This window comes from Pseudomonas sp. LFS074, from assembly GCF_047978165.1.
Classification (GTDB): domain Bacteria; phylum Pseudomonadota; class Gammaproteobacteria; order Pseudomonadales; family Pseudomonadaceae; genus Aquipseudomonas; species Aquipseudomonas putida_P.
In genome coordinates this window covers 1,083,580-1,106,367 of the sequence record NZ_JBFPFV010000002.1, presented here as the reverse complement: position 1 = coordinate 1,106,367, position 22,788 = coordinate 1,083,580, and the positions used below count along the sequence as shown (strand labels likewise).

Sequence of the window (22,788 nt, the reverse complement as noted above, 5' to 3'; positions counted from 1 at the left end):
CTTAGCGGACGATAATCTTGCAGTCGAAGGTCTGCACGGGTGCGACATCAGCAGCCCAAGGCTGCTGGTAGGTCAGAACCAGTTGGGCATCCCCGCTGTTGCTGGCTTGGAAGCGCCAGGTGGAGACACCGGCGCTGCCGACCACACCCTCTTCTTCCGGGGCACTGTACACCTCTGAGCCGACGCTGTGCAGCACGCTTGAGGCTGCATCCTGAACACGCCAGCGGTAGCCGGTGGAGGGGTTGCTGGGCAGGGTCAGGGTCAGGATCTGGCCGACTTGCAGGCGCTTGGGGCACTCGCTTTCCGCGTCCAGATCGACGGGCTGCGAAGGTTGATGTGTGCAGGCAGAAAGCAGGGCGAAGCTCAGGGGAACGAGCAGACGAGGGGCGGTCATGTTGGCTCCGGGGACTGACGATGCCCTGAGGATAACCGATGACCGATAGGTTTTGTGTTGTCAGTGCCGGCCTCATCGCGGGCTTGGTCGCGATGAGGCCGGCGCAGGTCAGAACAGGACTTTGGCCACGTCGGCGAAACGCTTGGCGAAATGCACTGTCAGGCCTTCACGCAGGTAGTCCGGCAGTTCTTCGAAGTCGCCGCGGTTAGGCTCCGGAAGAATCAGTTCGAAAATCTTCTGCCGCCGCGCCGCAATCACCTTCTCGCGCACACCGCCAATTGGCAGCACCTGGCCGGTAAGTGTCAGCTCGCCGGTCATGGCCACACCTTTTTTCGGAGACTGGTCGCGGGCTAGTGAAAGCAAAGCACTGGCCATGGTGATGCCTGCACTCGGGCCGTCCTTGGGCGTAGCACCTTCGGGGACGTGCAAATGGATGAACGCTTCGTTGAAGAAGCTTGGGTCACCCCCAAACTGCTTGAGGTTGGAACTGACGTAGCTGTAGGCAATTTCGGCAGATTCCTTCATCACGTCCCCCAGCTTGCCGGTCAGCTTGAAGCCCCGGTTGAGGGTGTGGATGCGGGTCGCTTCGATCGGCAGTGTGGCGCCGCCCATGCTGGTCCAGGCCAGGCCGGTGATCACGCCTTTGCCAGCCAGTACCTGTTCGCTGCGGAACACCGGTTTACCCAGTGCTGCCTCCAGGTCCTTGGTGCCAATCTTCAGCTTGGTTTCGGGGGCTTCCAGCAGCTTGACCACGGCCTTGCGCACCAGCTTGCCCAATTGCTTCTCCAACTGGCGAACGCCGGCCTCGCGGGCATAGCCGTCGATCACCAGGCGCAGGGCGCTGTCATTGATGCTGAGGCTGGTCTTGGAAACGCCAGCCTTTTCCAGCTGTTTGGGCCACAGGTGGCGTTTGGCGATGGCCAGCTTTTCTTCGGTGATGTAGCCGGACAGGCGGATCACTTCCATGCGGTCGAGCAACGGCCCGGGGATCGAGTCGAGGGTGTTGGCGGTGCACACGAACAGCACCTTGGACAGGTCCAGGCGCAGGTCGAGATAGTGGTCGAGGAAGTCGACGTTCTGCTCCGGGTCGAGGGTTTCCAACAATGCCGAAGCCGGGTCGCCCTGGTAGCTCTGGCCCATCTTGTCGATCTCGTCGAGCATGATCACCGGGTTCATCACTTCGACGTCTTTCAGGGCCTGCACCAGCTTGCCGGGCTGGGCGCCGATGTAGGTGCGGCGATGGCCCTTGATTTCGGCTTCGTCACGCATGCCGCCAACGCTGAAACGGTAGAACGGCCGCCCGAGCGACTCGGCGATGGATTTGCCGATACTGGTCTTGCCCACACCGGGCGGGCCCACCAGCAGCACGATCGAGCCGCTGATTTCGCCTTTCCAGGCGCCCACGGCGAGGAACTCGAGGATGCGCTCCTTGATGTCGTCCAGGCCGGCGTGGTACTGGTCGAGCACTTTACGCGCATGCTTGAGGTCGAGCTTGTCCTTGCCGTACACGCCCCACGGCAGGGCGGTGGCCCACTCGAGGTAGTTGCGGGTGACGGCGTATTCGGGCGAGCCGGTTTCGAGGATGGCCAGTTTGCCCATCTCTTCGTCGATGCGCTTGCGCGCCTGGGCCGGCAGTGTCTTGCCCTCCAGGCGTTGCTCGAACTGTTCGAGGTCGGCGCTGCGGTCGTCCTTGGTCAGGCCCAGTTCCTGCTGGATGACTTTGAGCTGTTCCTTGAGGAAGAATTCGCGCTGGTGCTCGCCGATCTGCCGATTGACCTCGGCCGAGATCTCGTTCTGCAGGCGTGCGACTTCCACTTCCTTGCGCAACATCGGCAGGACCTTTTCCATGCGTTTGAGCATGGGCACACAGTCGAGCACTTCTTGCAGCTGGCTGCCAGTGGCAGAGGTCAGTGCCGCGGCGAAGTCGGTGAGGGGTGAGGGGTCATTGGGGCTGAAGCGGTTGAGGTAGTTCTTGAGCTCTTCGCTGTAGAGCGGATTGAGCGGTAGCAATTCTTTGATCGCATTGATCAGTGCCATACCGTAGGCCTTGACCTCGTCGGTCGGCTCGGTGGGCTGGCGTGGGTATTCGACTTCGACCAGGTAGGGCGGGCGATGGTGCTTGAGCCAGGTGCGGATGCGTACCCGCGTCAGGCCCTGGGCGACGAACTGCAGCTTGCCGTTTTCGCGGCTGGCATGGTGCACCTTGACCAGCGTGCCGTACTGCGGCAGCGCCGAGGTGTCGAAGTGACGGTGGTCTTCTGGCGGGGTGTCCATGAAGAACAGCGCCAGGCAGTGGTCCGGTGACTTGGCGACCAGGTCGAGGGTTTCGGCCCAGGGTTCTTCGTTGACGATGACCGGCAGTACCTGGGCCGGGAAGAACGGGCGGTTGTGGATCGGGATCACATAGACCTTGTCCGGCAGTTGCTGGCCGGGCAGGGCGAGGGCGTGGCTGGTATCGGCCTGGGTGGTGTGTTCGACTTCGCTGTGTTCGTCGGGGTGTTCCGGGAAATCCTGCTGGTCGCTCATGGGGCACCTGCGTAAATGACTATGGTGCTTAGATGGGGCGGGGGGGGATGGGTTTCAATGGTAGACGAAGGCAGCGGGGGAGGGGTTTCATCTTGGCTGGCCTGTGCCGGCCTCTTCGCGGGCAAGCCCGCCCCCACAGGTAGAGCACGGTATCTGTAGGAGCGGGCTTGCCCGCGAATGCGGCAGTGCGTTCACTGCCGCAACAAAGGTTTACTCAGCGAGTTTGTAAGCGATGATGTAATCGCCCATTTTGGTACCCAGCGAGCCATGGCCGCCGGCGGTCACCAGCACATACTGCTTGCCATCCTTGCCGGTGTAGCTCATCGGAGTGGCCTGGCCACCCGCTGGCAGGCGGGCACTCCACAGTTCCTTGCCGTTGTTCACGTCATAGGCACGCAGGTACTGGTCGAGGGTGCCGCTGAGGAAGCCGACGCCACCAGCAGTGACGATCGAACCGCCCATGCTCGGCACGCCAACCGGCAGGCCGATCGGTACCGGGGTGCTGTCGCGGGTGGTGCCGTTCTTGTGCTTCCACACCACCTTGTTGGTGAACAGGTCGATGGCGGCGACATAGCCCCAGGCCGGGGCTTGGCACGGTACGCCCAGCGGCGACATGAACGGGTGCATGGTCACCGCGTACGGCGCGCCGGTATTGGGCTGCACGCCGCTGGTCTCGCTTTCGCGCTTGCTGCCTTCGGCTACCTGCTCGCGGGGGACCATCTTCGACACGAATGCCATGTAGTTGGGCGAGGTGAACAGCAACTGGCGCACCGGGTCGACCGACACGCTGCCCCAGTTGAATACACCCACGTTGCCCGGATAAATCAGCGAACCCTGTTCGGATGGCGGGGTGTACTGGCCTTCGTAGCGCAGTTCGCGGAACTGGATGCGGCACAGCATCTGGTCGAACGGCGTAGCGCCCCACATGGCCTGTTCGGTCAGCTCTGGGCCGAGCAGGTTGAGGTCGGAGCGGGCTTGAGTCGGCGAGGTGTGGTCGCCTTTCACCGCACCCTGTGGGGTAGGGATTTCGCGGATCGGCACAATCGGCGTACCGTCGCGGCGGTCGAGCACGTACAGGCTGCCTTGCTTGGTCGGTACGATGATCGCCGGTTTCACGCCATCGTCGGTCTTCAGGTGCACCAGGGTCGGCTGGCTGCCGACGTCCATGTCCCACAGGTCGTGATGGGTGAACTGGTAGTTCCAGCGCGCCTTGCCGGTGGCCAGGTCAAGGGCGACTACGCCGGCGCTGTACTTCTCGGCACCTGGAGTGCGGTTGGCGCCCCACTGGTCCGGGGTCTGGTTGCCCAGCGGCAGGTAGATCATGCCAAGGTCTTCGTCGACGCTGGCGATTGACCACATGTTGGCCGAGTTGCGGCTGTACATTTTGCCGGCAGCCAATGGCTTGGTGTCGTCCGGGTTGTTGCTGTCCCAGTTCCACACCAGGTGGCCATCGTGCACGTCGTAGGCGCGGATCACCCCGGACGGCTCGTTGGTCGACTCGTTGTCGGTGACGTGGCCTCCGATGATTACCAGGTCACGGGTGACCGCGGCAGGCGAGGTGGAGTAATAGCCGCCGGCAGTGAACGGCCCGATGCCGGTGGTGAGATCGATCACACCCTGGTTGGCGAAGCCTTCGCAGACCTTGCCGTTGTCGGCGTTGATGGCGATCAGGCGGGCATCTGCGGTAGGCAGGTACAGGCGGCGCGGGCAGGCCTGGGCCACGGCTTGGCCGGCCTCGGTAATTTTCGGCGCTGGGCTGCCGTCGCGACTGACGTAGCGGTTTTCGTCATAGTACGAAACACCACGGCAGGTCATGTGGGCAAAGCCCTTGAACGTGCCGGTCGGGCTCTTGACCTGTGGGTCGTAGCGCCAGATTTCCGCGCCGGTGTCCGGGTCCAGGGCCAGCAGGCGGCTGTGCGCGGTGCAGGCGTAGAGCATGCCGTTGACCTTCAGCGGGGTGTTCTGGTTGGTCAGCTCCACCGGGTCGTTTTCGGTCGGCAGGTCGCCGGTGCGAATACGCCAGGCTTCTTCCAGGCGGTAGGCGTTCTGCGGGGTGATCTGGCGCAGTGGCGAGTAGCGGTCGCCATGTTCGGTGCGGCCATAGGCCTGCCATTCGCCGTCGGGCATCGCCGGGGCGGCGCTGGCCATTTCGCTGCTTTCGCGGCCCAGTTCGCCGAACACTTCACCGGGGTGGGTGAACTGGCTGCCCAGCGCGCAAGCGCCCGAAGCGACCACTGCCACGCTGAGCAGTGCTGTATTGGCTTTGCTGGCTGGGCCGATCAGCGGGCGACGTGCCCACGGCAGCAGCAGCACCACGCCGATGGCGAACCAGATAGCCAGGCGCGGTACCAGTTGCCACCAGTCCAGGCCTACCTCGAGCAGGGCCCACACGGTGCTGCCCAACAGCACCAGGCCATACAGGCCCAGGGCGATGCGGCGCTGGGCCAGCAGCAGGATGCCCGAAAGGGCAAAGCCGATACCGGCGATCAGGTAGTACAGCGATCCGCCCAGCTGGCTCAGCTTGATACCGCCAGCCAGCAGGGCCAGGCCCATCAGCAACAGCAGCGCGCCAATCAGGCGCGGTAGCCAGCGGCTTCCTTGGTTGGCACCTTCAGTGCTCATCGTAGGTTCTCCGTCAGGTCAAGAAAGGGTTAGAAACTGCTTTGGATCTTCAGGCCGCCGATCAGGGCGCCATCGACCTGCGACACCCCGCCCGGGTGGCGGATGTACTGCAGGTTGGGGCGTACCGTGAGCCAGTCGGCCAAATGGATGCCGTAATACAGCTCGGCGCTGTATTCGGTGTCCTGCACGGGCAGGAAGCCGGGGTTGTCGTAGTCGTCGAGGCCGGCAGCCTGGTTGGCCAGGCGGGCGTTCTTGCGGTAGGCAGGGTTGACGTGCACACGGGCCAGGGCGAAACCGATGTCGTCCTTGGCGCGGGCGTCGAAGGGCCCTTTGTATACCAGCCCTGTCTGTACATAGTTGTCGATGGCATTGGTCTTCTTGTCGTGCACCGTGGCGTTGGCGAACAGGCTCAGCCCACGCGACTGGTCGGACGCCAGCGAGGTCACCTGCTGCTGGGCGCCGAGCCACAAGCCGTGCTTGCTCGAGCTGCTGCGGTAGGCGGCGCCGCTGAGGGCTGCCGGCTGACCGTTGCTGTCCTTGAGAACATCTTGTGCCTTGGCATTACTGTAGTAGTAGCCGGCGCGATATTCCCCTTTCAGGCCTTGGATACGCGGGCTCCATACCAGTTCGACCGGCATTACCGCGCCCTGGGTGCCGCTGCCGCTGAGCTTGAAGCCATTGCCCGATTCGAGGTTGGAGGGGTTTTGCTCGAATACGCCGACCTGGGCGTACAGCTCAGGGGTGAGGTTGTAGCGCACGCGCAAGGCCCACTGGCTGACTGGCCAGTTGTACCAGATGCCACCCACCCAGTTGCCCACCTGCGAGCCGCAGAAGGCCAGGTTCTGGAAGTCGCAAGGGAAGCTGTTGAAGTCCTCGCCTTCACCGAAGCGGCCGAATTTCACATCCAGCGCGCCATCGAAGTACTTCTGCTTGATCCACATCTGCGTCAGCCGCCAGGTTTCACCGCGGCCCCAGACTTCCTGGGCCGAGGTGAAACCGCCAACGCGCGGGTCGTTGATGCGGTCGTTGCTGATGTTGTCGCCGTGGCGTTCGGTGACGGTCAGCTGGAATTCGGTGGCGTGCCAGCCGAGGATCTTTTCCAGGTCCAGGTGGCTGCCAAAGGTGAACTGGTCGCTGTAGCGCGCGGTACGGTCGTGGTCGTAACCGCCGTGCAGGTTGCTGCCCATCTCGCCGGTATAGCCGAGGGTAAAGTCGTAGCCCTGTTCCAGTAATTGGCTACGGGTGCCGCCCCAGTCTCCGAGCATCCACGGGGAGTCGCTGGCGAACATTTCGCTGGCGCTGGCGGGTGTCGCCAAGGCGCCAAGGGCAAGGCCGATGTAACAGGTTTTGGGCAGTTGAAACATGAGATAGCGCTATCTTTTGATTATTGAAAAAACGGCAAGCGCATCGAAGGGCCAGGCCTTCAATGGATATGGCGACAAGATGGTTTCGGTGAAGCGATTCAGCTTTAGGCGGGGAGGATATAGCGGAAGTTGTAAGAAAAAAAGACAATTTGTCGCAGTTGATTGTTGCCCATTGGGTAACAGTCTTGAAAAAAGGGCTGCAGCGCAGCCCCATGATTTCAGAAGGTGGTACGCAACCCGACCTCCACACTCCGCCCCGGCGCCGGCGCGATATCGCGCAGGATCGAGCTGGCGTAGCGCACGGTCTGGTCGGTCAGGTTTTCACCGCGTACAAATGCCAGCCACTGGCTCTGGCCAACTTCGAAGCGGTAGCCAACGCTGGCCCCCAGTGTGGTGTAGCCCTCGGTGCTGGTTTCGTTGGCCGGCTTGCGATGTTGCGATGCCGCATGCTGCACATCTACCCGCGCTTGCCAGCGGTCGAGCTCCCAGACCAGGCCGCTGTTCAGGCGCAGTGGGGCGATACGGGGCAGCGGCTCGCCACTGTCGAGGTTCTTGGCCCGGGTGTAGTCACCGGACAACTCCAGGGCGAAGCTGCCGTAACGGTTCTCGACCAGTTGCCAGCGGTCCTGGGCCTCGATGCCGTAGAAGCGTGCCCGCACGCCTTGGTACCGGTATTCCGGGAAGCCCTCATGGCCATGATCGTGGTCGTGGTCATCCTCGTCGTGGTCGTGGTCATGCCCGCCCTCGCGGGTGTTGCCGGTGCCGATCAGGCCGATGTAGTTGCGAAAGTGGCTATAGAACACCCCGACACTGCCTTTATGGGTGCCATTGTCGAAGCGCAGCGCCAGGTCAGCGGAAATGGCCTTTTCCTTGTTCAAGCTGGCATCGCCGACTTCAAAGGCGCCGGTGGCCACGTGCGCACCATTGGCGTACAGCTCGTAGAAGGTCGGCGCGCGCTCGGTGTAGCCGAGGTTGGCGGCCAGCGACCAGATCGGGTCGAGCTGGTACACCGCCCCCGAAGACAGGCTGAACGCGTTGAAGCTGCTGGCACTGTCGGCGTCGACGAAGTTTTCGTTACCTTTGGCGTCCGGGTCGACCCGGGTGTGCTCCATGCGTGCGCCCAGGCTCAGGTTCAGGCGTTCCGTGGCCTGCCACTGCTCGAGCATGAACAGCGCCAGGCTGTCGGTATTGGTGTGCGGGACGAAGGCCTCCTCGCCCAGGGCGGAGAACTCGTTGCGGCTGACCTGAGCACCCACCACACCCTCCACCGGCCCGAGTGGTTGGTGGCGGGCTTCGATGCGCGCTTCGTAGCCTTTGTTCTTGAAGGTGGTGTGGACTTCGCCTTCTTCGATTTCGCTGTGTTCGTAGTCGGTGTAGCCGGCATCGACCTTGACCGAGCTGAACGGGCCGTCAAGGTCGCGCAGCTCGGAGGCGAAGGCGTAGTGGTCCTGCTGCATGTCCAGGCGCACACCGGGTTCGGCCACCGAGCCGTAGTTGCTGTCGTAACGGCTGTACGACAGGCCGGCGTAACCGTGGTCCCAGTGATAGGCACCGCCTACCGCGCCACCGTCCTGGCGGCCGTCGCTGTTTTCCAGGCGGTGCTTGCTGCCCGGCTCATCGGCATCGCGCACCTTGGCACTGCGGGCGTAGCCGGGAATACGCAGGTCATTGAACTGGCGGCTGTTGGCGTCCAGGTGCAGGGCGAAGGCACCGTTGCCGGCCTCCAGCTTGCCGGCGCTGCTGCGGGTAGTATCGGCGCCGCCATAGCGCAGTTCACCGGCACCGTGGATGCCTTCGATCGGCGAATCCGGGATGCGGTTGTCGAACGTGTTGACTACCCCGCCAATGGCGTTGCCGCCGTAGAGCAAGGCGGCGGGGCCGCGGACGATCTCGACGCGGTCAACGGTGACCGGGTCCAGCGGTACAGCGTGGTCATAGGACAGCGATGAGGCATCCAGGGCACCGACGCCATTGCGCAGGATGCGAATGCGGTCGCCGTCCAGGCCGCGGATCACCGGGCGGCTGGCGCCAGGGCCGAACCAGGTAGAGGCGACACCGGGCTGCTTGTTCAGGGTTTCACCGAGGCTGCCGTGCTGTTGTTGCAGCAGGTTTTCGCCTTCGAGCACGGTGCTGGGGGCGGCCAGCTGGCGGTTGCCCAACGGGTTGGCGGTGATGACCTGGGGTTCGAGTTCCACGGCCTGGCTGGGCGGCGCAGCCAGCCAGAGCGCGACGGCAAGGGGGGAGAGGCGAAGCGGTGAGTACAGCATGGGGATGGGGCGTTCCTTGGCAGATGCTTTATTAGTGTTACAACATAACATAACTATTTCAGCACAGTGGTTTTGCCCCTGGCCAGCATTTTTTCTGTCGACTCGACGGATCCCACCCACCACTACACTCGTGTAAGGTGCGCATCTTTCCTACGGAGCACAGCATGAGCACGGCCCAACATAACGCGCTGCACGGCAAGACCCTCGAACAGATCCTCACCGAGCTGGTGGCGCACTACCAATGGCAGGGCCTGGCCGAGCGCATTGATGTGCGCTGCTTCAAGAGCAACCCGACCATCAAGTCGAGCCTGACCTTTCTGCGCAAGACACCGTGGGCGCGGGAAAAGGTCGAGCAGCTGTATGTGAAGCTGCAGCGTCAGGCCTGACATGCTGCGTCGTCCTTGGCTGACCGGCATGGCGGTGCTGGGCTGGTTCGGTCTGGCCGTGCAGGTGTACCTGGTACTGTTGGCGCGCTGGCAAGAACAGGCCAGCCTGATTGGCGGCCTGATCAATGTGTTCGGCTACTTCACCGTGCTGACCAACACGTTGGTGGCAACGGTGCTCAGCTATGCGGCGTTCGGCCACGAAGGCCGTGGCAAGCGGTTTTTCCTGTCACCCTCGGTGAGCTCCGCAGTGGCCGCCAGCATCGTGCTGGTGGCGCTGGCCTACAGCGTGTTGCTGCGCCACTTGTGGCAACCGCAGGGCTGGCAATGGCTGGCGGACGAGTTGCTGCACGACGTGATGCCGGTGCTGTATGCCTTGTACTGGTGGCGCGAGGTGCCCAAGGGCAGGCTGCGGCTAGGGCACCTGGCACTGTGGGCGGTGTACCCGACGGTTTATTTCGGCTATGCGTTGTGGCGTGGAAGCGAGATTGGCGTGTATGCCTACCCGTTCATCGATGTGGCGAGCCTTGGGTATGGGCAGGTGATGCTCAATGCCCTGGGGGTGCTGGTGGGGTTCTGGGGAATCGGGCTGGTATTGCTGGGGGTGGATCGGTGGCGTGGGTTGCGCAAATTTGCTTAGCCTGTGCTGGCCTTTTCGCGGGTGAACCCGCGAAGAGGCCGTAGCAGGCGATAACCATTACTCGTCGTCCGCAGTCCCGTCGGCACGCCAGTAGGCCGCAGCTTTCAGCGCATCTTCCGGCACCCCTTTCTCCAGCAGCAGCACCTTGGCCTGGCGGGTCAGGGCCTTTTCCAACGCCACCCAGCCATACAACCGGCCTTGCGGCAAGGTCAGGTTCCGCACCAGGGCCAGCAAGTCTTCCTGCTGGCGGCGCACCCAGATGACTTCGACCTGTGCCTTGCTCGGCAACGGCTGGCGCTCCTGCTCGTCTTCGATCTGGATCACCGCCAGCACCTGGCGGCCCGCCGGCAATTCCTCCAGGCGGCGACCAATCGCCGGGATGGCGGTTTCATCACCGATCAACAGGTAGCTGTCGAAAATATCCGGCACCACCAGTGACGCCCGTGGCCCGGCGATGCTCAGGGTTTGCCCAGGCGCCGCCTGTGCCGCCCAGGTAGAGGCAGGGCCGTCGCCGTGCAGCACGAAGTCGATGTCCAGCTCGTTGGTCACCAGGTCGATGCGCCGTGGCGTGTATTCGCGCATGGTTGGTCGCGCGCCACCGTCCCGACCCAGATTACGGGCGTCGATGGCCTGTTGTTGCTCCGGCGTTTCGGCAAACAACAACTTGATATGGTCGTCGCTGCCCACGCTGGTGAAGCCTTGCAGTTCGGCACCACCCAGGGTGATGCGGCGCATGCGTGGGGTCAGCTCGGTGACCCGCAATACTTGCAGGCGACGCTGGCGGATCTCGTGGTTGACGCGGTGAATGGTGTCACTCATGGGCAGTCTCCCTGACAGGTTCGGCCGGCCCGGAGGCGATGGCCTTGGCGGTATGGTTGAGCAAGTCGCGGACCCGTTCGATTTCTTCCGGTGTCCAGCGACCGCTGTGCATATGCAGTGCGTGGCGCAGGTTGCCGACCGCTTCATGGATCTCTGGCGGGCGGTCGTGACCGCGCAGGGCGCGTTTGCTGACTTCGATGCGCATGCGCACGCCATCCAAGGCGACAGCCTGTTCGACCAGGGCGCTGCGGCCGGCATCGGTGATGGCGTAGAGGCGCTTGCTACCTTGCACTTGGCCGCTGATCAGCTCGGCTTCTTCAAGAAAGTTCAGCGTTGGGTAGATCACCCCGGGGCTTGGGCTGTAGCTGCCGTCGAACAGGTTTTCGATCTGGCGGATCAGGTCGTAACCGTGGCCGGGCTGTTCGGCCAGCAGGTCCAGCATCAGCAGCTTGAGGTCACCGGGGGCGAAAACGCGTGGGCCGCGCTCACCACGGCCAGGGCGCCGCTCGAAGGGGTCATGGGGGGTGTGTTCGCGCATAAGGATGGGGCTCCGTCGTTTGCGATATATCGTAAGATATTACTCAAGATATATCTAAAGACAAGCCCCCGAATGCAGATGATTATCATCTAGTTCGTCGATGTGTTCCCTGTCGGCGGTGGCGTGTGCATGGCAACCTGCGGTGGCTTGCATTCGTTCGGATTGCCCGGCTGCAGGTACGGCATCAGTATCGGTGCCATGCCCTTGAGCACCTGCACCGGCAGTGCCGAGGTAAATTTGAAGGCCTCCGCCGAGCGCCCAGGTACGAAGGCGGTCAATGTGCCGAAGTGGTTGTCGCCCAGGAAGAACACGAAAGTGGCAGTACGGTTCAACGAGCGCGAGCCGATCAGCCGACCGCCGGCACCAAAGCTCTCGATGCGGTTGTCGCCAGTACCGGTCTTGCCGCCCATCACCAGTGGCGTGCCGTCCTGCAGCTTGAAACTGCCAGAAATACGCCGCGCGGTACCTGCATCGACCACCTGCGACATGGCGCCTTTGAGCGCACGCGCCACTTCAACCGGCAGAATCCGCACGCCCCGGTCCGGGTCGGTGACCAGTTTGGTCTCGTAAGGTGTGTTGGCCGCGAAGTGCAGGGTGTCTATGCGCAGGGTTGGCAGGCGAATGCCGTCGTTCTGGATGATCCCGACCAGTTCGGAGAGCGCGGCGGGGCGGTCGCCCGAACTGCCGATGGCGGTGGCCAGCGAGGGCACCAGGTGGTCGAATGGATAGCCCACGCGCTTCCAGCGCTGGTGGATATCGAGGAAGGCTTCAATCTCGACCATGGTGCGGATACGGCTGTCACGGGCGCCCTGGTAGCGGCTCTTGAACAGCCAGCCATACACCTCCTGGCGTTCGAAACGGCTGGCGTTGATCATTTCGGTCAAGGTCGAGCTTGGGCTCTTCAGCAGGTAGCCGAGCAGCCACAAGTCCAGCGGGTGGACCTTGGCGATGTAACCCTGGTCGGGCAAGTCATACTTGCCTGGGCCGTAAGCCTCGTACATCTCTGACAGGCGGCCGTCGGTCAGCTTGCCCAGCACGATCTTGTCACCCTTCAGGTGGGCGCGCACGAAGGCGTTGAACGTTTCCTGGCCGGCCTCGGGGAACAGGTAGCGGTGCACCGCCGCCAACCGCTGCGGGGTCACGCGCATGCTGTCGAGGAAGGTGTCCAGGCGCTGCTGCGAGGTTTTGCGCTGGTACTTCTTCCAGAAACGCATCAGGTAGTTGGTGCCTTCCTTGTCGGCGAAGCGAGCCAGGTATTCTTGGCGGCGTGGGTCTGCGTCGTCCTTGAGCAGCGGCACACGGTTGTACGGCTGCTGGTAGGTCACGTAACGCACCAGGTCGCGCATCAGGCGGATGAACGGCAGGTTGATCGATTCGCGCAGCGCATCCTTGAGCGTCGGGTTGCGGTTGTTGTCTTCCTTACGGAAGTTGTTGAACACGTGCATGCCGCCGCCTGTGAAGAAGGCTTCACCGGTGTTGGCGGAGTATTTGCGCTCAAGCGCAGCGTCGAGCATGGCATCCAGGCTTTGGTTCTTGCTGTTCTGCGCCAGCCATTCCAGCGACCATTGAGTGATGCGGTCGAGTTCGGCCACGTCGACCTTCTTCAACTCGGCGGCAGGTTTGCCGGCGTATTTGTCGTGCAGCTCGGCGATGATTTCCAGGTAGGTGGTCAGTACCCGCAACTTGGCGGTGGAGCCCAGTTCCAACTTGCTGCCTTCGTTGATGTCGAAGGGCTGGTTGGTGCTGTCGGTCTGCACCCGCACCCGGGAGCCATCGGCGGTGCGCTCGAACAAGGTGAAGCTGTAGCTCACCTGGTCGGTGGTCTTGGCGGTGAGCAGGCGCTCGCCGATCAGGCCCATCTGCGCGGCAAACGCTGGGTCGGCAAGGTTTTTCAGGTACTGGCTGACCTGCAACTGCAGGTCAGCCTGCAAGGTACTGGTGGCCGACACGTCGAGGCGGTCGAGGTCGTACAGCGGGCGGTTGAGCATGGCTGCCAGGCGGTTGCGCGCCAGGCTGATGCCCTTGTTGGTAACGATCGGCACGATGGTCGGTTGCGCTACCCAGTCGCGGTACACCGCCTTGCTGGCCAGTGCGGCATCGGCCAGTGGTTGCTCGATGATTTTGTTGGCGGCGAGCACGCGAATGTGCGCGTCGGTCAGCTCTGCCAGCTCGACCCGGCCTTTGGACAAGTAATGCGAGGGACGGCGCTGGGCAATCATCAGCGACAGCACCTGGCGCAGGGCCAACCCGCGCGCGGCCATGCTTTCGGGGTCGGTGGAGGTGGCGTTCAGGGCCTGGTTGACCTGGTCGAAGTCGGCGCCGTACCACACCCGCAGGCCTTCGGCCATGCCATGTACTTCACCATGCCCAGGCACCGCCGACAGCGGCACGCTGTTGAGGTAGTCGCGCACGATGCGTTGACGTGCCTCGGTGGTGTCAGGGCCGCCCTGGTAGGCACGCACGCTGGCAGAAACCATCTGGCGGATCTTTTCCGCGCCCGACACCGTCAGGCCATCGGGTGAGTGGCGATACTTCTCCAGCTGTGTGGCCAGGGTGCTGCCACCGGCAGACTGGCCGGGCAGGGCCAGGTACTTGGCCACCTGGCTGTAGGCGGCCTTGGCGAAGCGTGGCCAGTCCACGGCCGGGTTGTTACGTGGGTCTTGGGTGTCCAGCAGGTCGCGGTTTTCGATGAACAGCAGGCTGTTCACCATCACCGGCGGGATCGCTGCAAAATCCGGGTACAGGTGCTGTGGGTAGTTGTACTGGTACAGCGTGTCGCCGCGGCAGTCGGTGATCGACAGGCCGGCCTGGATCTTCTCGATATAGGGGGCGAACAGCCCATGATCGACGTAGTTCATCAATGCCGGTGAGAACTTCACCTGTTCGCTGATCAGGTAGTCGCGCTTGAGCAGGCGCGGCAGGAATTCGCCCAGGGCGCTATAGCCAAGGCGTTTGTCGAACGGCCCATCACCTGGGTAGATGATGGCATCGCTGGGGCCGGGCTGCAGCGAGTAGGTCAGCGTACCGGCCAGTTTGCTGAACTCGCGCGATTGCAGCTCGGAGGTACGGAATTCGTCATACGCGGCCACACCGATGGCTACCAGTGCCACCAGCAGGATAAGGATGATCAGCCGCCACCATAGCCGACGCTGGCGGGGGGACTTGGGTTGTGGCGTCTCGGCCGGAGGTATCTCGGGTGCTTCCGTTCTGCTTGGTTCCGATTGCCACAGTGCGCCCATAGTCTTCTATCCGGCCAGGTGTTTTCGTCTTGCTTGTCTGAAGCTTAGACGTTGAGCGGGTGAGGTGAAAAATTTGTAGGAGGTGGAGAAAAGCGGCGTAGGGCTATACGGCTTTGGTGTGGGTTTCTACGTACGGCGATGTTGCTATGGTGCCGCGGAGGTTTTGCGGCCGCTGGACGCCTGATCGCAGGCAAGCCAGTGCACCCAGGCTCGAGAGAACTTGCTGATTATTCCTGTATATACAGCGAAAATCCCTACAAGGGTCTTCCTATACTGCTCGCCCCCTTCGCCTTGCCGGGCGCTCTACTCCGGCACACGGGCCGGCCCACGAGGCCAGCCTGGCAAGCCAACATCACGCCTATCGGCATGGTCGGTGCTGCACGAAGGTCAAATCCAATAACAAAATGAGGTTGTATTGCTATGCCAGTCGGCAACCACTCTGCCCACGGCCAGGCCACTGAAGGCGGCCCGCTCAAGCGCGAACTGGGCGAACGGCACATCCGCCTGATGGCGCTGGGCGCCTGTATCGGTGTCGGTCTTTTCCTCGGTTCGGCCAAGGCTATCGAAATGGCCGGCCCAGCCATCATGTTCTCCTACATCATCGGCGGCCTGGCCATCCTGGTGATCATGCGCGCCCTGGGTGAAATGGCCGTGCACAACCCTGTCGCCGGCTCCTTCAGCCGTTATGCACAGGACTACCTCGGCCCGTTGGCGGGCTTCCTCACCGGTTGGAACTACTGGTTCCTGTGGTTGGTGACCTGCGTTGCCGAAATCACCGCGGTGGCCATCTACATGGGCATCTGGTTCCCCGACGTACCACGCTGGATCTGGGCCCTGGCGGCGCTAGGCAGCATGGGCGCGGTCAACCTGGTGGCGGTGAAGGCCTTCGGTGAATTCGAGTTCTGGTTCGCCCTGATCAAGATCGTCACCATCATTGCCATGGTCATCGGCGGCATTGGCGTCATCGCCTTCGGTTTCGGCAACGACGGTGTGGCCGTCGGTATCTCCAATCTGTGGAGCAATGGTGGCTTCATGCCCAATGGCGTGACTGGCGTGCTGATGTCGTTGCAGATGGTGATGTTCGCCTACCTGGGCGTGGAAATGATCGGCTTGACCGCTGGTGAAGCACGCAACCCGCAAAAGACCATTCCGCAGGCCATCGGCTCGGTGTTCTGGCGCATCCTGCTGTTCTACGTCGGTGCGTTGTTCGTGATCCTGTCGATCTACCCATGGAACGAAATCGGCAGCCAAGGCAGCCCGTTCGTCATGACCTTCGAGCGCCTCGGGATCAAGACCGCTGCCGGCATCATCAACTTCGTGGTCATCACTGCGGCGCTGTCGTCGTGCAACGGCGGTATCTTCAGTACCGGGCGCATGCTCTACAGCCTGGCGCAGAATGGCCAGGCCCCGGCGGCCTTCGCCCGTACGTCGAAGAATGGCGTGCCACGTAATGCCCTGCTGCTGTCGATCGGCGCGTTGCTGCTGGGCGTGCTGGCCAACTACCTGGTGCCGGAAAAGGTCTTCGTCTGGGTGACTTCGATCGCCACCTTCGGTGCGATCTGGACCTGGGTGATGATCCTGCTGGCACAGCTGAAGTTCCGTGCTGGCCTGACTACCGCCGAACGCAAGGCGCTGAAGTACCGCATGTGGCTGTGGCCGCTGAGCTCGTACCTGGCACTGGCCTTCCTGGTGCTGGTGGTCGGCTTGATGGCCTACTTCGAGGATACCCGTGTGGCCCTGTACATCGGCCCGGCGTTCCTGGTGCTGCTGACGGTGTTGTATTACGCGTTCCGTCTGGCACCCAAAGAAGTACAAGGTGTAGCGAGTACCGCTTCCTGATTTGAAGTAGCTGGGGCCGCAAAGCGGCCCCATGGCCCTATCAGGCCGCCACTTCGCTGTGTGGCTCAAAGCTGTCCGCCCGCGCCAGTTGCCACATCCGCGAATAGAACTGCCCATTCACCTCGCCGGTCAGCAACTCACCTGGTTTCAAGAACACATGCATCTGCGAGAACAGCTTGATTTCGGTAGCCGAGATGCGCCGAACCAGGTGCTTGGCTTCCAATTGCGCCGGATGCTCCAGGCCTGCCGCCGCGAGCATTTCAGCCAAGGCACGCAAGGTATTGTGGTGGAAGTTCAGCACCCGCTGCGCCTTGTCCGGCACCACCAGGGCGCGCTGGCGCAGCGGGTCTTGCGTGGCCACGCCGGTCGGGCATTTGTTGGTGTGGCAGCTTTGCGACTGAATGCAGCCAATGGCGAACATGAAGCCACGTGCCGAGTTGGCCCAGTCGGCGCCAATGGCCAGCACGCTGGCGATGTCGAAGGCGCTGACGATCTTGCCGCTGGCACCCAGTTTGATCTTGTCACGCAGGTTCAGGCCGACCAGGGTGTTGTGCACGAACAGCAGGCCTTCACGCAGCGGCACGCCGATATGGTCGGTGAACTCCACGGGCGCCGCGCCGGTGCCACCTTCCTTGCCATCGACGACGATGAAGTCGGGCAGAATGCCGGTTTCCAGCATGGCCTTGGCAATGCCCATGAACTCCCACGGGTGGCCCAGGCAGAACTTGAAGCCCACTGGCTTGCCGCCGGACAGTTCACGCAGTTGGGCGATGAACTGCATCATCTCGATCGGGGTGGAGAACGCGCTGTGGCGTGACGGCGAAATGCAGTCCTCACCCATCAGCACGCCACGGGTTTCGGCAATTTCCTGGGTGACCTTGTGTTTGGGCAGGATGCCGCCGTGGCCGGGTTTGGCGCCCTGGCTCATCTTGATTTCGATCATGCGCACCTGTGGGGTGCGTGCCTGGGCTGCGAAGCGCTCGGGGTCGAAGCGCCCGTCCGGGGTGCGGCAGCCGAAGTAGCCGCTGCCCAGCTCCCACACCAGGTCGCCACCGTGCTCGCGGTGGTAGGGGCTGATGCTGCCCTCGCCGGTGTCATGGTGGAAATTGCCCAGCTTGGCGCCTTGGTTGAGCGCGCGGATGGCATTGGCGCTGAGCGAGCCGAAGCTCATGGCCGAAATATTGAAGATCGACGCTGAATACGGCTGGCTGCACTGTGGCCCGCCGACGATGACGCGGAAGCTGGCCGGGTCGGCCAACGGCGCCGGGCGCATGGAGTGGCCGATGAACTCGAAGCCGGACTCATAGACGTCGATCAGCGTGCCGAACGGTTTGTCCGAGGCTTCGTTTTTAGCCCGGGCATACACCAGCGAACGCTGGGCGCGCGAGAACGGCAGGGCGTCGCTGTCGGACTCCAACAGGTACTGACGGATTTCCGGGCGAATGGCCTCGACCAGATAGCGGATGTTGCCCAGGATCGGATAGTTGCGACGTACCGCATGGCGCTGCTGCAGCAGGTCGAACACGCCGATCAAGCTGAGGATGCCGGTGGTCAGGGTGAACGGCCACAACCATTCATGGTGGGTGAAAGGCAGGCTCGCCAGGGTGAACAACACACAGGCGGCGAAGAAGGCATAGCGACTGAGAAGTGACAGGCTCATACAGGGTCCTTGCGATGGCGCGGTCAGGCTCAGGGCCTGGGGGCAAACCCCGACCATAGCCAAGTTGTCAGGCGCTGCAAATTAAAATCGGGGTAGCGAAAATCATTCGCGCAAGGTCCCTGGTCTGGCACTTACCTCTTTGGGCGTGTTTCGCGCAGCAGTATCTGCCGCCAGTTGTCCTGCTCTTGTGCGGGTGCGTCGACCAGAAATGAACAACGCCCGGCTACCTGAACCGCCACCGGTACCCCGTCGCGATACAGCAGGCGGTTACCACTCACCGCTGGCACTTTCGCTCCGGGCAGCAGCGAGCCGACAAGGTTCAGCGGGTCGCCGGCACTGATTACCTGCAGCGCTGCGTCTGGTTCACGTCGCCTGACCTGCCGCAGCAACCCCACCGCCTCCGGCAGGGCGAACTGTTCACCAGCCAGCCCGGCAATGAAGCGCCCGCCACGGACCTCGCCCCGCGCCTCCAGCCGGTGATAGCAGCGCAGCAGCTCACGCCACGGCGGCAGTACATCACTCTCGCGCTCCAGCAGCCGCCAGCAGATAACGCCATAGCGGTGCAGCAGGGTGCGGGCAATGTGCTCCAGGCGCTGTTCGTGATCCGGTGGTGTATCGCTGCGGCGCAGCAGTGCCCAACGCCCGGCATGCGCCATGCTGCTGGAAAGCGGCGGATGTCCACGGCGGCCGTTGCGTGACCTGCGCTTGGCCGCAGGCGTGATCAGGCTGCGCAGGCCGGTGAAACTGTCCGCGCCGACCAGGCCTGACCCCACCAACTCTTGCAGCGCAGTTTCCAGCTCGCTGGGCAGCAGGCGTGCCTCCTGCGCCAGTTCATCGAAGAACAGCGCACCCTGGCTTTTCAGTGTTTCGTGTACACGTTGCGCGCGCAGGCCGAGGGTATCGACTGCAGGCACGGGCGCCAGACTGCGCCAGGTATTCAGTTGGTCGCGCGGCAGCAGTACCAATGGCGTACTGGCCAGCGTGCTGCTTGCTACCGTTGCCGCCAACCTGCTCCAGGCAAACTGCCCGCTGCGGCAGGCATCGTCGAGCCAATGCGGGCTGTAGCCGTCGATGCGCGCTGGCAGCAGCTCCGCCTCCCAGGCGCCGGCGGCGCAGGGGAACCCCTGCAACTGGCCCAGCACTTGGGCCACCGCCTGCGGGCCACGCAGGCGCTCGTCAGGCGCCAGGTGCTGCCAGTCGAACAGAAAACGCATGAAGTCCTGCAGGCTGACCGGTTCGATCTCGCGACGCAGGCGTTTGACCGTGTAGCGGTGGATGCGCGCCAGCAAATGGCGCTCGCACCATTGCAGGTCAGTTGCGCCGGGGGTGAAATACCCGCGCAGCACGTAGCCTTCAGCTTCCAGGCGGGCCAACGCGTGCTCGATATCGATTGCCGATTTGCCCAATGGCGCAGCGATCTGTGCCTGGGTCTGCGGGCCATGGCCGCTCAGGCGGGCGCGCAGCAGCTCGCTCAGTGCACTGTCCGGGTCGATGGGCTGATCAAAGCCAGCGAGCAGTTCGAGCGCTGGCTCCAGGTGTGCTGCCGGGTACAGTGCCAGCAGCAGGTTCAGCCGCTCGCGGGCCAGCCAGAGGTTGTCATCGGCTAGGCGCAAGGCGCGCCCGGCCTTGGCCAGTTGCCTTAGCAGTAGGTCCCAGCTGGGGTTGGCCGCGACCTCGGCTTGGCTGATGGCGCCCAGGCTCATCAACGCTTCGTGCATTTCATCGCTATTGCCCGGCTGTGGCCAGGCCTCGGCCGCTACGGCAGCAATGGCATCCGCGTCCAGCGCGCCCAGGTCATCGCCACTGTGTACATCGTTCCAGCGCCGGTTGAGCACCGCCTGGGTGCGGCGTTCTTCCAGGGGGGCATCGTCCAGAAAAGCATACGGCCGCGCGTTGAGAATGGCTGAAGCGAGGGGCGAAGGGGCGGGCAGGTCGCAGCACAGCAAGCGCACTTCGCCGCTTTCCATGCGCCGTAACAAGGCTAGCCAGCCTTCGCTGTCCATCGCCTCGTGCAGGCAGTCGTCGAGGGTTTGCTCGACCAGCGGGTGGTCGGGAATCTGCCGCTCGCCGGGGATGTTTTCCAGGCAGGCGATCTGGTCGGGGAACACCGCGGCAACCAGGTCTTCACTCTTCATTCGCTGGATCTGTGGTGCCACTTTGCGCCCGCCCACGAAGCGTGGCAGGGCCATGGCGACACCCGCGTTCCAGCGCCAGCGCACGCCAAACAGCGGCGCGTCCAGCAGGGCCTGGATGAGGATAGGCTCGGCGCTGCGGCTATTGAGGTAGCGCCACACTTCGTCCAGTTCGAAGCTGTGGCTGGTGGACAGCGACAGCACGATGGCGTCTTCGCTGGCGGCTGCCTGCAGCTCGAAGTTGAAGGTGCGGCAAAAGCGCTTGCGCAGGGCCAGGCCCCAGGCGCGGTTGATGCGGCTGCCGTATGGTGAATGGATGATCAGTTGGGTCCCGCCGGACTCATCGAAAAAACGCTCCATTACCAGGGTGTCCTGCGAGGGCAGGGCGCCAAGCACTTCGCGGGTGCGGGCCAGGTAGTCGAGCAACTGCCCGGCGCTGTCCTCGCCCAGTTCGAAGGTAGCCTGCAACCATGTCAGTACCTCGGCCATGTCGCTGCCAGCCTGTGCCAGTCGCTGGTCGATCCGCGCCTGCAGGCGGGCCACGGCGGCAGACAGCTCGTCACTGCGCCCCGGCGCTTCGCCCAGCCAGAACGGAATGGTAGGTGGCAGGCCATGGGCATCCTCCACTCTTACCCGACCCGGTTCGACGCGCAGAATGCGGTAGGAGGCATTGCCCAGCTGAAAGATATCGCCGGCAATGCTCTCCACGGCAAAGTCTTCATTGACGCTGCCGATGTTCAGTGCCTGCGGTTCCAGCAACACGGTGTAGTCGGCGTTGTCGGGGATAGTGCCGCCGCTGGTCAGCGCCGTCAGCTGGCTGCCACGCCGGCCACGCAAGGTACCGCTGACCGCATCGCGGTGCAGGTAGGCGCTGCGTACTCCCAGGCGGCCGTTGTAGCCTTCGGCGAGCATGCGTAGCAGGGCTTGATAGTGGTCCTGGTCAAGCTCGGCATAAGGCGTGGCCTGACGCAGGCAATCCAGCAGTGCCTGTTCGTGCCAGGCCTGGTTGCTGGCTTCGGCGACGATCTGCTGGGCCAGCACATCCAGCGGTGCACGGGGGATGTGCAGTTCGTCCAGCTCGCCCTGGCGCACGCTGTCGAGCAGGGCGACGCATTCGATCAAGTCATCGCGAGAGGTGGGGAACAAGCGCCCCTTGGGCACACCATCGACTTGGTGGCCGGCGCGGCCAACCCGTTGCAGGAGGGCGGCAATCGAGCCCGGCGAGGCGATCTGGCAGACCAGGTCGACATCGCCGATATCAATGCCCAGCTCCAGCGATGCGGTCGCGACCAGCACCTGAAGCTGGCCGCGCTTGAGCCGCTGCTCCGCATCCAGGCGCAGTTCTTTGGACAAGCTGCCATGGTGCGCGGCAACCGCTTCTTTGCCCAACCGGTCGCTGAGGTGGCGGGTGATGCGCTCTGCCAGGCGCCGGGTATTGACGAATACCAGTGTGGTGCGATGTTCACGGGCAAGGGTGGCCAGGCGGTCGTAGACCAGGCCCCAGACATCGGTGGCCATCACCGCACCCAGCGGTACCGGCGGCACTTCGATGGCCAGGTCGCGCTTGCGCGCATGGCCGACATCGACAATGGCGCAGGGGCGCCCGCTACCGACCAGAAACTGCGCCACCCGTTCTACCGGGCGTTGCGTGGCGGACAGGCCGATACGCCGCAGTGGCTGGCGGCACAAGGCCTGCAGGCGCTCCAGGGTAAGTGCCAGGTGGGCGCCGCGTTTGTTGCCAGCCAGGGCGTGGATTTCGTCGACGATTACCGTGTGCACGTTGGCCAGGCCTTCGCGGCCAGACGCCGAGCCCATCAACACGTAAAGCGATTCGGGAGTGGTCACCAGGATGTGCGGGGCCAGCTTGCGCATGGCGGCGCGTTCCTTCTGCGGCGTGTCGCCGGTGCGCACCGCCGTAGTGATGCGTGGCGCGTTCAGGCCTTGCTCCGCGAGGGCCTGGCTGATGCCTTCGAGCGGGGCCTGCAGGTTCAGGCGAATGTCATTGGACAGGGCTTTGAGCGGTGATACGTAGACGACTTGGGTCTGTGCTGGCAGTTCGCCCTGGTGCTCCAGGCCTTGGCGGAACAGTTCGTCCAGCACGGCCAGGAAGGCACTTAGCGTCTTGCCCGAGCCGGTCGGTGCAGCCAGCAGCGTCGATTGGCCCGCATGAATCAGCGGCCAAGCCTGTGCCTGGGCATCGGTGACCGTGGCGAAATGGCGACGAAACCAGGTGCATACGGCAGGGTGGAACAGCTCGAGCACCGGGTGGTATTTGGCGGGCAGGTTCATCTGTTGGTTATGGCGGGTGTGTGGCGGGTTGGCAAGGGGCCGTTCGTCTGCCAGGCCAGCAAGAACCTGTGTTGCG

The 22,788-nt window shown here is 63.4% G+C and carries 13 protein-coding genes; 3 read left to right on the top strand and 10 right to left on the bottom strand.

Annotated features, from left to right (window positions below):
* Nucleotide 1 precedes the first annotated feature (1 nt).
* From ACNQP3_RS23235 to ACNQP3_RS23215, 5 genes are all read right to left on the bottom strand, one after another.
* The gene (locus tag ACNQP3_RS23235; RefSeq protein ID WP_069942734.1) at nt 2–394 is read right to left on the bottom strand and encodes a protease inhibitor I42 family protein; all 393 of its coding nucleotides are present in this window, start codon (nt 392–394) and stop codon (nt 2–4) included.
* Nucleotides 395–502: 108 nt separating this feature from the next.
* Nucleotides 503–2,920: an endopeptidase La gene (gene lon / locus ACNQP3_RS23230; protein ID WP_069942735.1), complete on the bottom strand. Its 2,418-nt coding sequence runs from the start codon at nt 2,918–2,920 to the stop codon at nt 503–505.
* 210 nt (nt 2,921–3,130) lie between these two features.
* Nucleotides 3,131–5,542, bottom strand: a complete 2,412-nt coding sequence (locus tag ACNQP3_RS23225; RefSeq protein ID WP_060493342.1) for a glucose/quinate/shikimate family membrane-bound PQQ-dependent dehydrogenase — start codon at nt 5,540–5,542, stop codon at nt 3,131–3,133.
* A 29-nt stretch (nt 5,543–5,571) separates the two neighbouring features.
* A complete protein-coding gene (locus ACNQP3_RS23220; RefSeq protein WP_012273914.1) occupies nt 5,572–6,906 on the bottom strand; it encodes a carbohydrate porin in 1,335 nt (444 codons plus the stop codon).
* A 218-nt stretch (nt 6,907–7,124) separates the two neighbouring features.
* Nucleotides 7,125–9,173 (bottom strand): TonB-dependent receptor, encoded by a 2,049-nt coding sequence (locus ACNQP3_RS23215; protein WP_264316501.1) that lies wholly within the window; start codon nt 9,171–9,173, stop codon nt 7,125–7,127.
* 164 nt (nt 9,174–9,337) lie between these two features.
* On the opposite strand from ACNQP3_RS23215, the gene ACNQP3_RS23210 reads away from it, so the two are divergent.
* Together ACNQP3_RS23210 and ACNQP3_RS23205 are read left to right on the top strand one after the other, a co-directional pair.
* Entirely contained in the window at nt 9,338–9,559 is a 222-nt protein-coding gene (locus tag ACNQP3_RS23210; RefSeq protein WP_003252112.1) for a VF530 family DNA-binding protein, read from the top strand.
* A gap of 1 nt (nt 9,560) precedes the next feature.
* Nucleotides 9,561–10,196 (top strand): Pr6Pr family membrane protein, encoded by a 636-nt coding sequence (locus ACNQP3_RS23205; protein WP_264316500.1) that lies wholly within the window; start codon nt 9,561–9,563, stop codon nt 10,194–10,196.
* Nucleotides 10,197–10,253: 57 nt separating this feature from the next.
* Here the strand turns inward: ACNQP3_RS23205 and ACNQP3_RS23200 are convergent, their stop codons facing one another.
* The 3 genes from ACNQP3_RS23200 to ACNQP3_RS23190 form a co-directional block, all read right to left on the bottom strand.
* On the bottom strand, nt 10,254–11,015 hold the full coding sequence (locus ACNQP3_RS23200) for a siderophore-interacting protein (protein WP_012273911.1): 762 nt from the start codon (nt 11,013–11,015) through the stop codon (nt 10,254–10,256).
* A complete protein-coding gene (locus ACNQP3_RS23195) occupies nt 11,008–11,553 on the bottom strand; it encodes a PadR family transcriptional regulator (protein WP_012273910.1) in 546 nt (181 codons plus the stop codon). The genes ACNQP3_RS23200 and ACNQP3_RS23195 overlap by 8 nt, the downstream gene beginning before the upstream one ends.
* A gap of 89 nt (nt 11,554–11,642) precedes the next feature.
* Nucleotides 11,643–14,792, bottom strand: coding sequence for a transglycosylase domain-containing protein (locus ACNQP3_RS23190; RefSeq protein ID WP_264316499.1), 3,150 nt, complete (start codon nt 14,790–14,792; stop codon nt 11,643–11,645).
* 420 nt (nt 14,793–15,212) lie between these two features.
* Between ACNQP3_RS23190 and ACNQP3_RS23185 the strand changes: the two genes are divergently transcribed.
* Nucleotides 15,213–16,631, top strand: coding sequence for an amino acid permease (locus tag ACNQP3_RS23185; protein WP_012273908.1), 1,419 nt, complete (start codon nt 15,213–15,215; stop codon nt 16,629–16,631).
* A gap of 40 nt (nt 16,632–16,671) precedes the next feature.
* On the opposite strand, the gene ACNQP3_RS23180 is transcribed toward ACNQP3_RS23185, so the two are convergent.
* Nucleotides 16,672–18,291, bottom strand: coding sequence for an FMN-binding glutamate synthase family protein (locus ACNQP3_RS23180; RefSeq protein ID WP_060493338.1), 1,620 nt, complete (start codon nt 18,289–18,291; stop codon nt 16,672–16,674).
* Nucleotides 18,292–18,422: 131 nt separating this feature from the next.
* Nucleotides 18,423–22,712: a DEAD/DEAH box helicase gene (locus ACNQP3_RS23175; protein WP_264316498.1), complete on the bottom strand. Its 4,290-nt coding sequence runs from the start codon at nt 22,710–22,712 to the stop codon at nt 18,423–18,425.
* Between the last annotated feature and the right edge of the window lie 76 nt (nt 22,713–22,788).

Excerpts from the sequence above, each read along its gene's own strand:
- ACNQP3_RS23190 (WP_264316499.1), bottom strand. The coding sequence starts at position 14,792 with ATGGGCGCACTGTGGCAATCGGAACCAAGCAGAACGGAAGCACCCGAG.
- ACNQP3_RS23175 (WP_264316498.1), bottom strand. The coding sequence starts at position 22,712 with ATGAACCTGCCCGCCAAATACCACCCGGTGCTCGAGCTGTTCCACCCT.
- ACNQP3_RS23185 (WP_012273908.1), top strand. The coding sequence starts at position 15,213 with ATGCCAGTCGGCAACCACTCTGCCCACGGCCAGGCCACTGAAGGCGGC.
- ACNQP3_RS23225 (WP_060493342.1), bottom strand. The coding sequence starts at position 5,542 with ATGAGCACTGAAGGTGCCAACCAAGGAAGCCGCTGGCTACCGCGCCTG.
- ACNQP3_RS23220 (WP_012273914.1), bottom strand. The coding sequence starts at position 6,906 with ATGTTTCAACTGCCCAAAACCTGTTACATCGGCCTTGCCCTTGGCGCC.
- ACNQP3_RS23195 (WP_012273910.1), bottom strand. The coding sequence starts at position 11,553 with ATGCGCGAACACACCCCCCATGACCCCTTCGAGCGGCGCCCTGGCCGT.
- ACNQP3_RS23205 (WP_264316500.1), top strand. The coding sequence starts at position 9,561 with ATGCTGCGTCGTCCTTGGCTGACCGGCATGGCGGTGCTGGGCTGGTTC.
- lon (WP_069942735.1), bottom strand. The coding sequence starts at position 2,920 with ATGAGCGACCAGCAGGATTTCCCGGAACACCCCGACGAACACAGCGAA.
- ACNQP3_RS23210 (WP_003252112.1), top strand. The coding sequence starts at position 9,338 with ATGAGCACGGCCCAACATAACGCGCTGCACGGCAAGACCCTCGAACAG.
- ACNQP3_RS23215 (WP_264316501.1), bottom strand. The coding sequence starts at position 9,173 with ATGCTGTACTCACCGCTTCGCCTCTCCCCCCTTGCCGTCGCGCTCTGG.
- ACNQP3_RS23180 (WP_060493338.1), bottom strand. The coding sequence starts at position 18,291 with ATGAGCCTGTCACTTCTCAGTCGCTATGCCTTCTTCGCCGCCTGTGTG.
- ACNQP3_RS23200 (WP_012273911.1), bottom strand. The coding sequence starts at position 11,015 with ATGAGTGACACCATTCACCGCGTCAACCACGAGATCCGCCAGCGTCGC.
- ACNQP3_RS23235 (WP_069942734.1), bottom strand. The coding sequence starts at position 394 with ATGACCGCCCCTCGTCTGCTCGTTCCCCTGAGCTTCGCCCTGCTTTCT.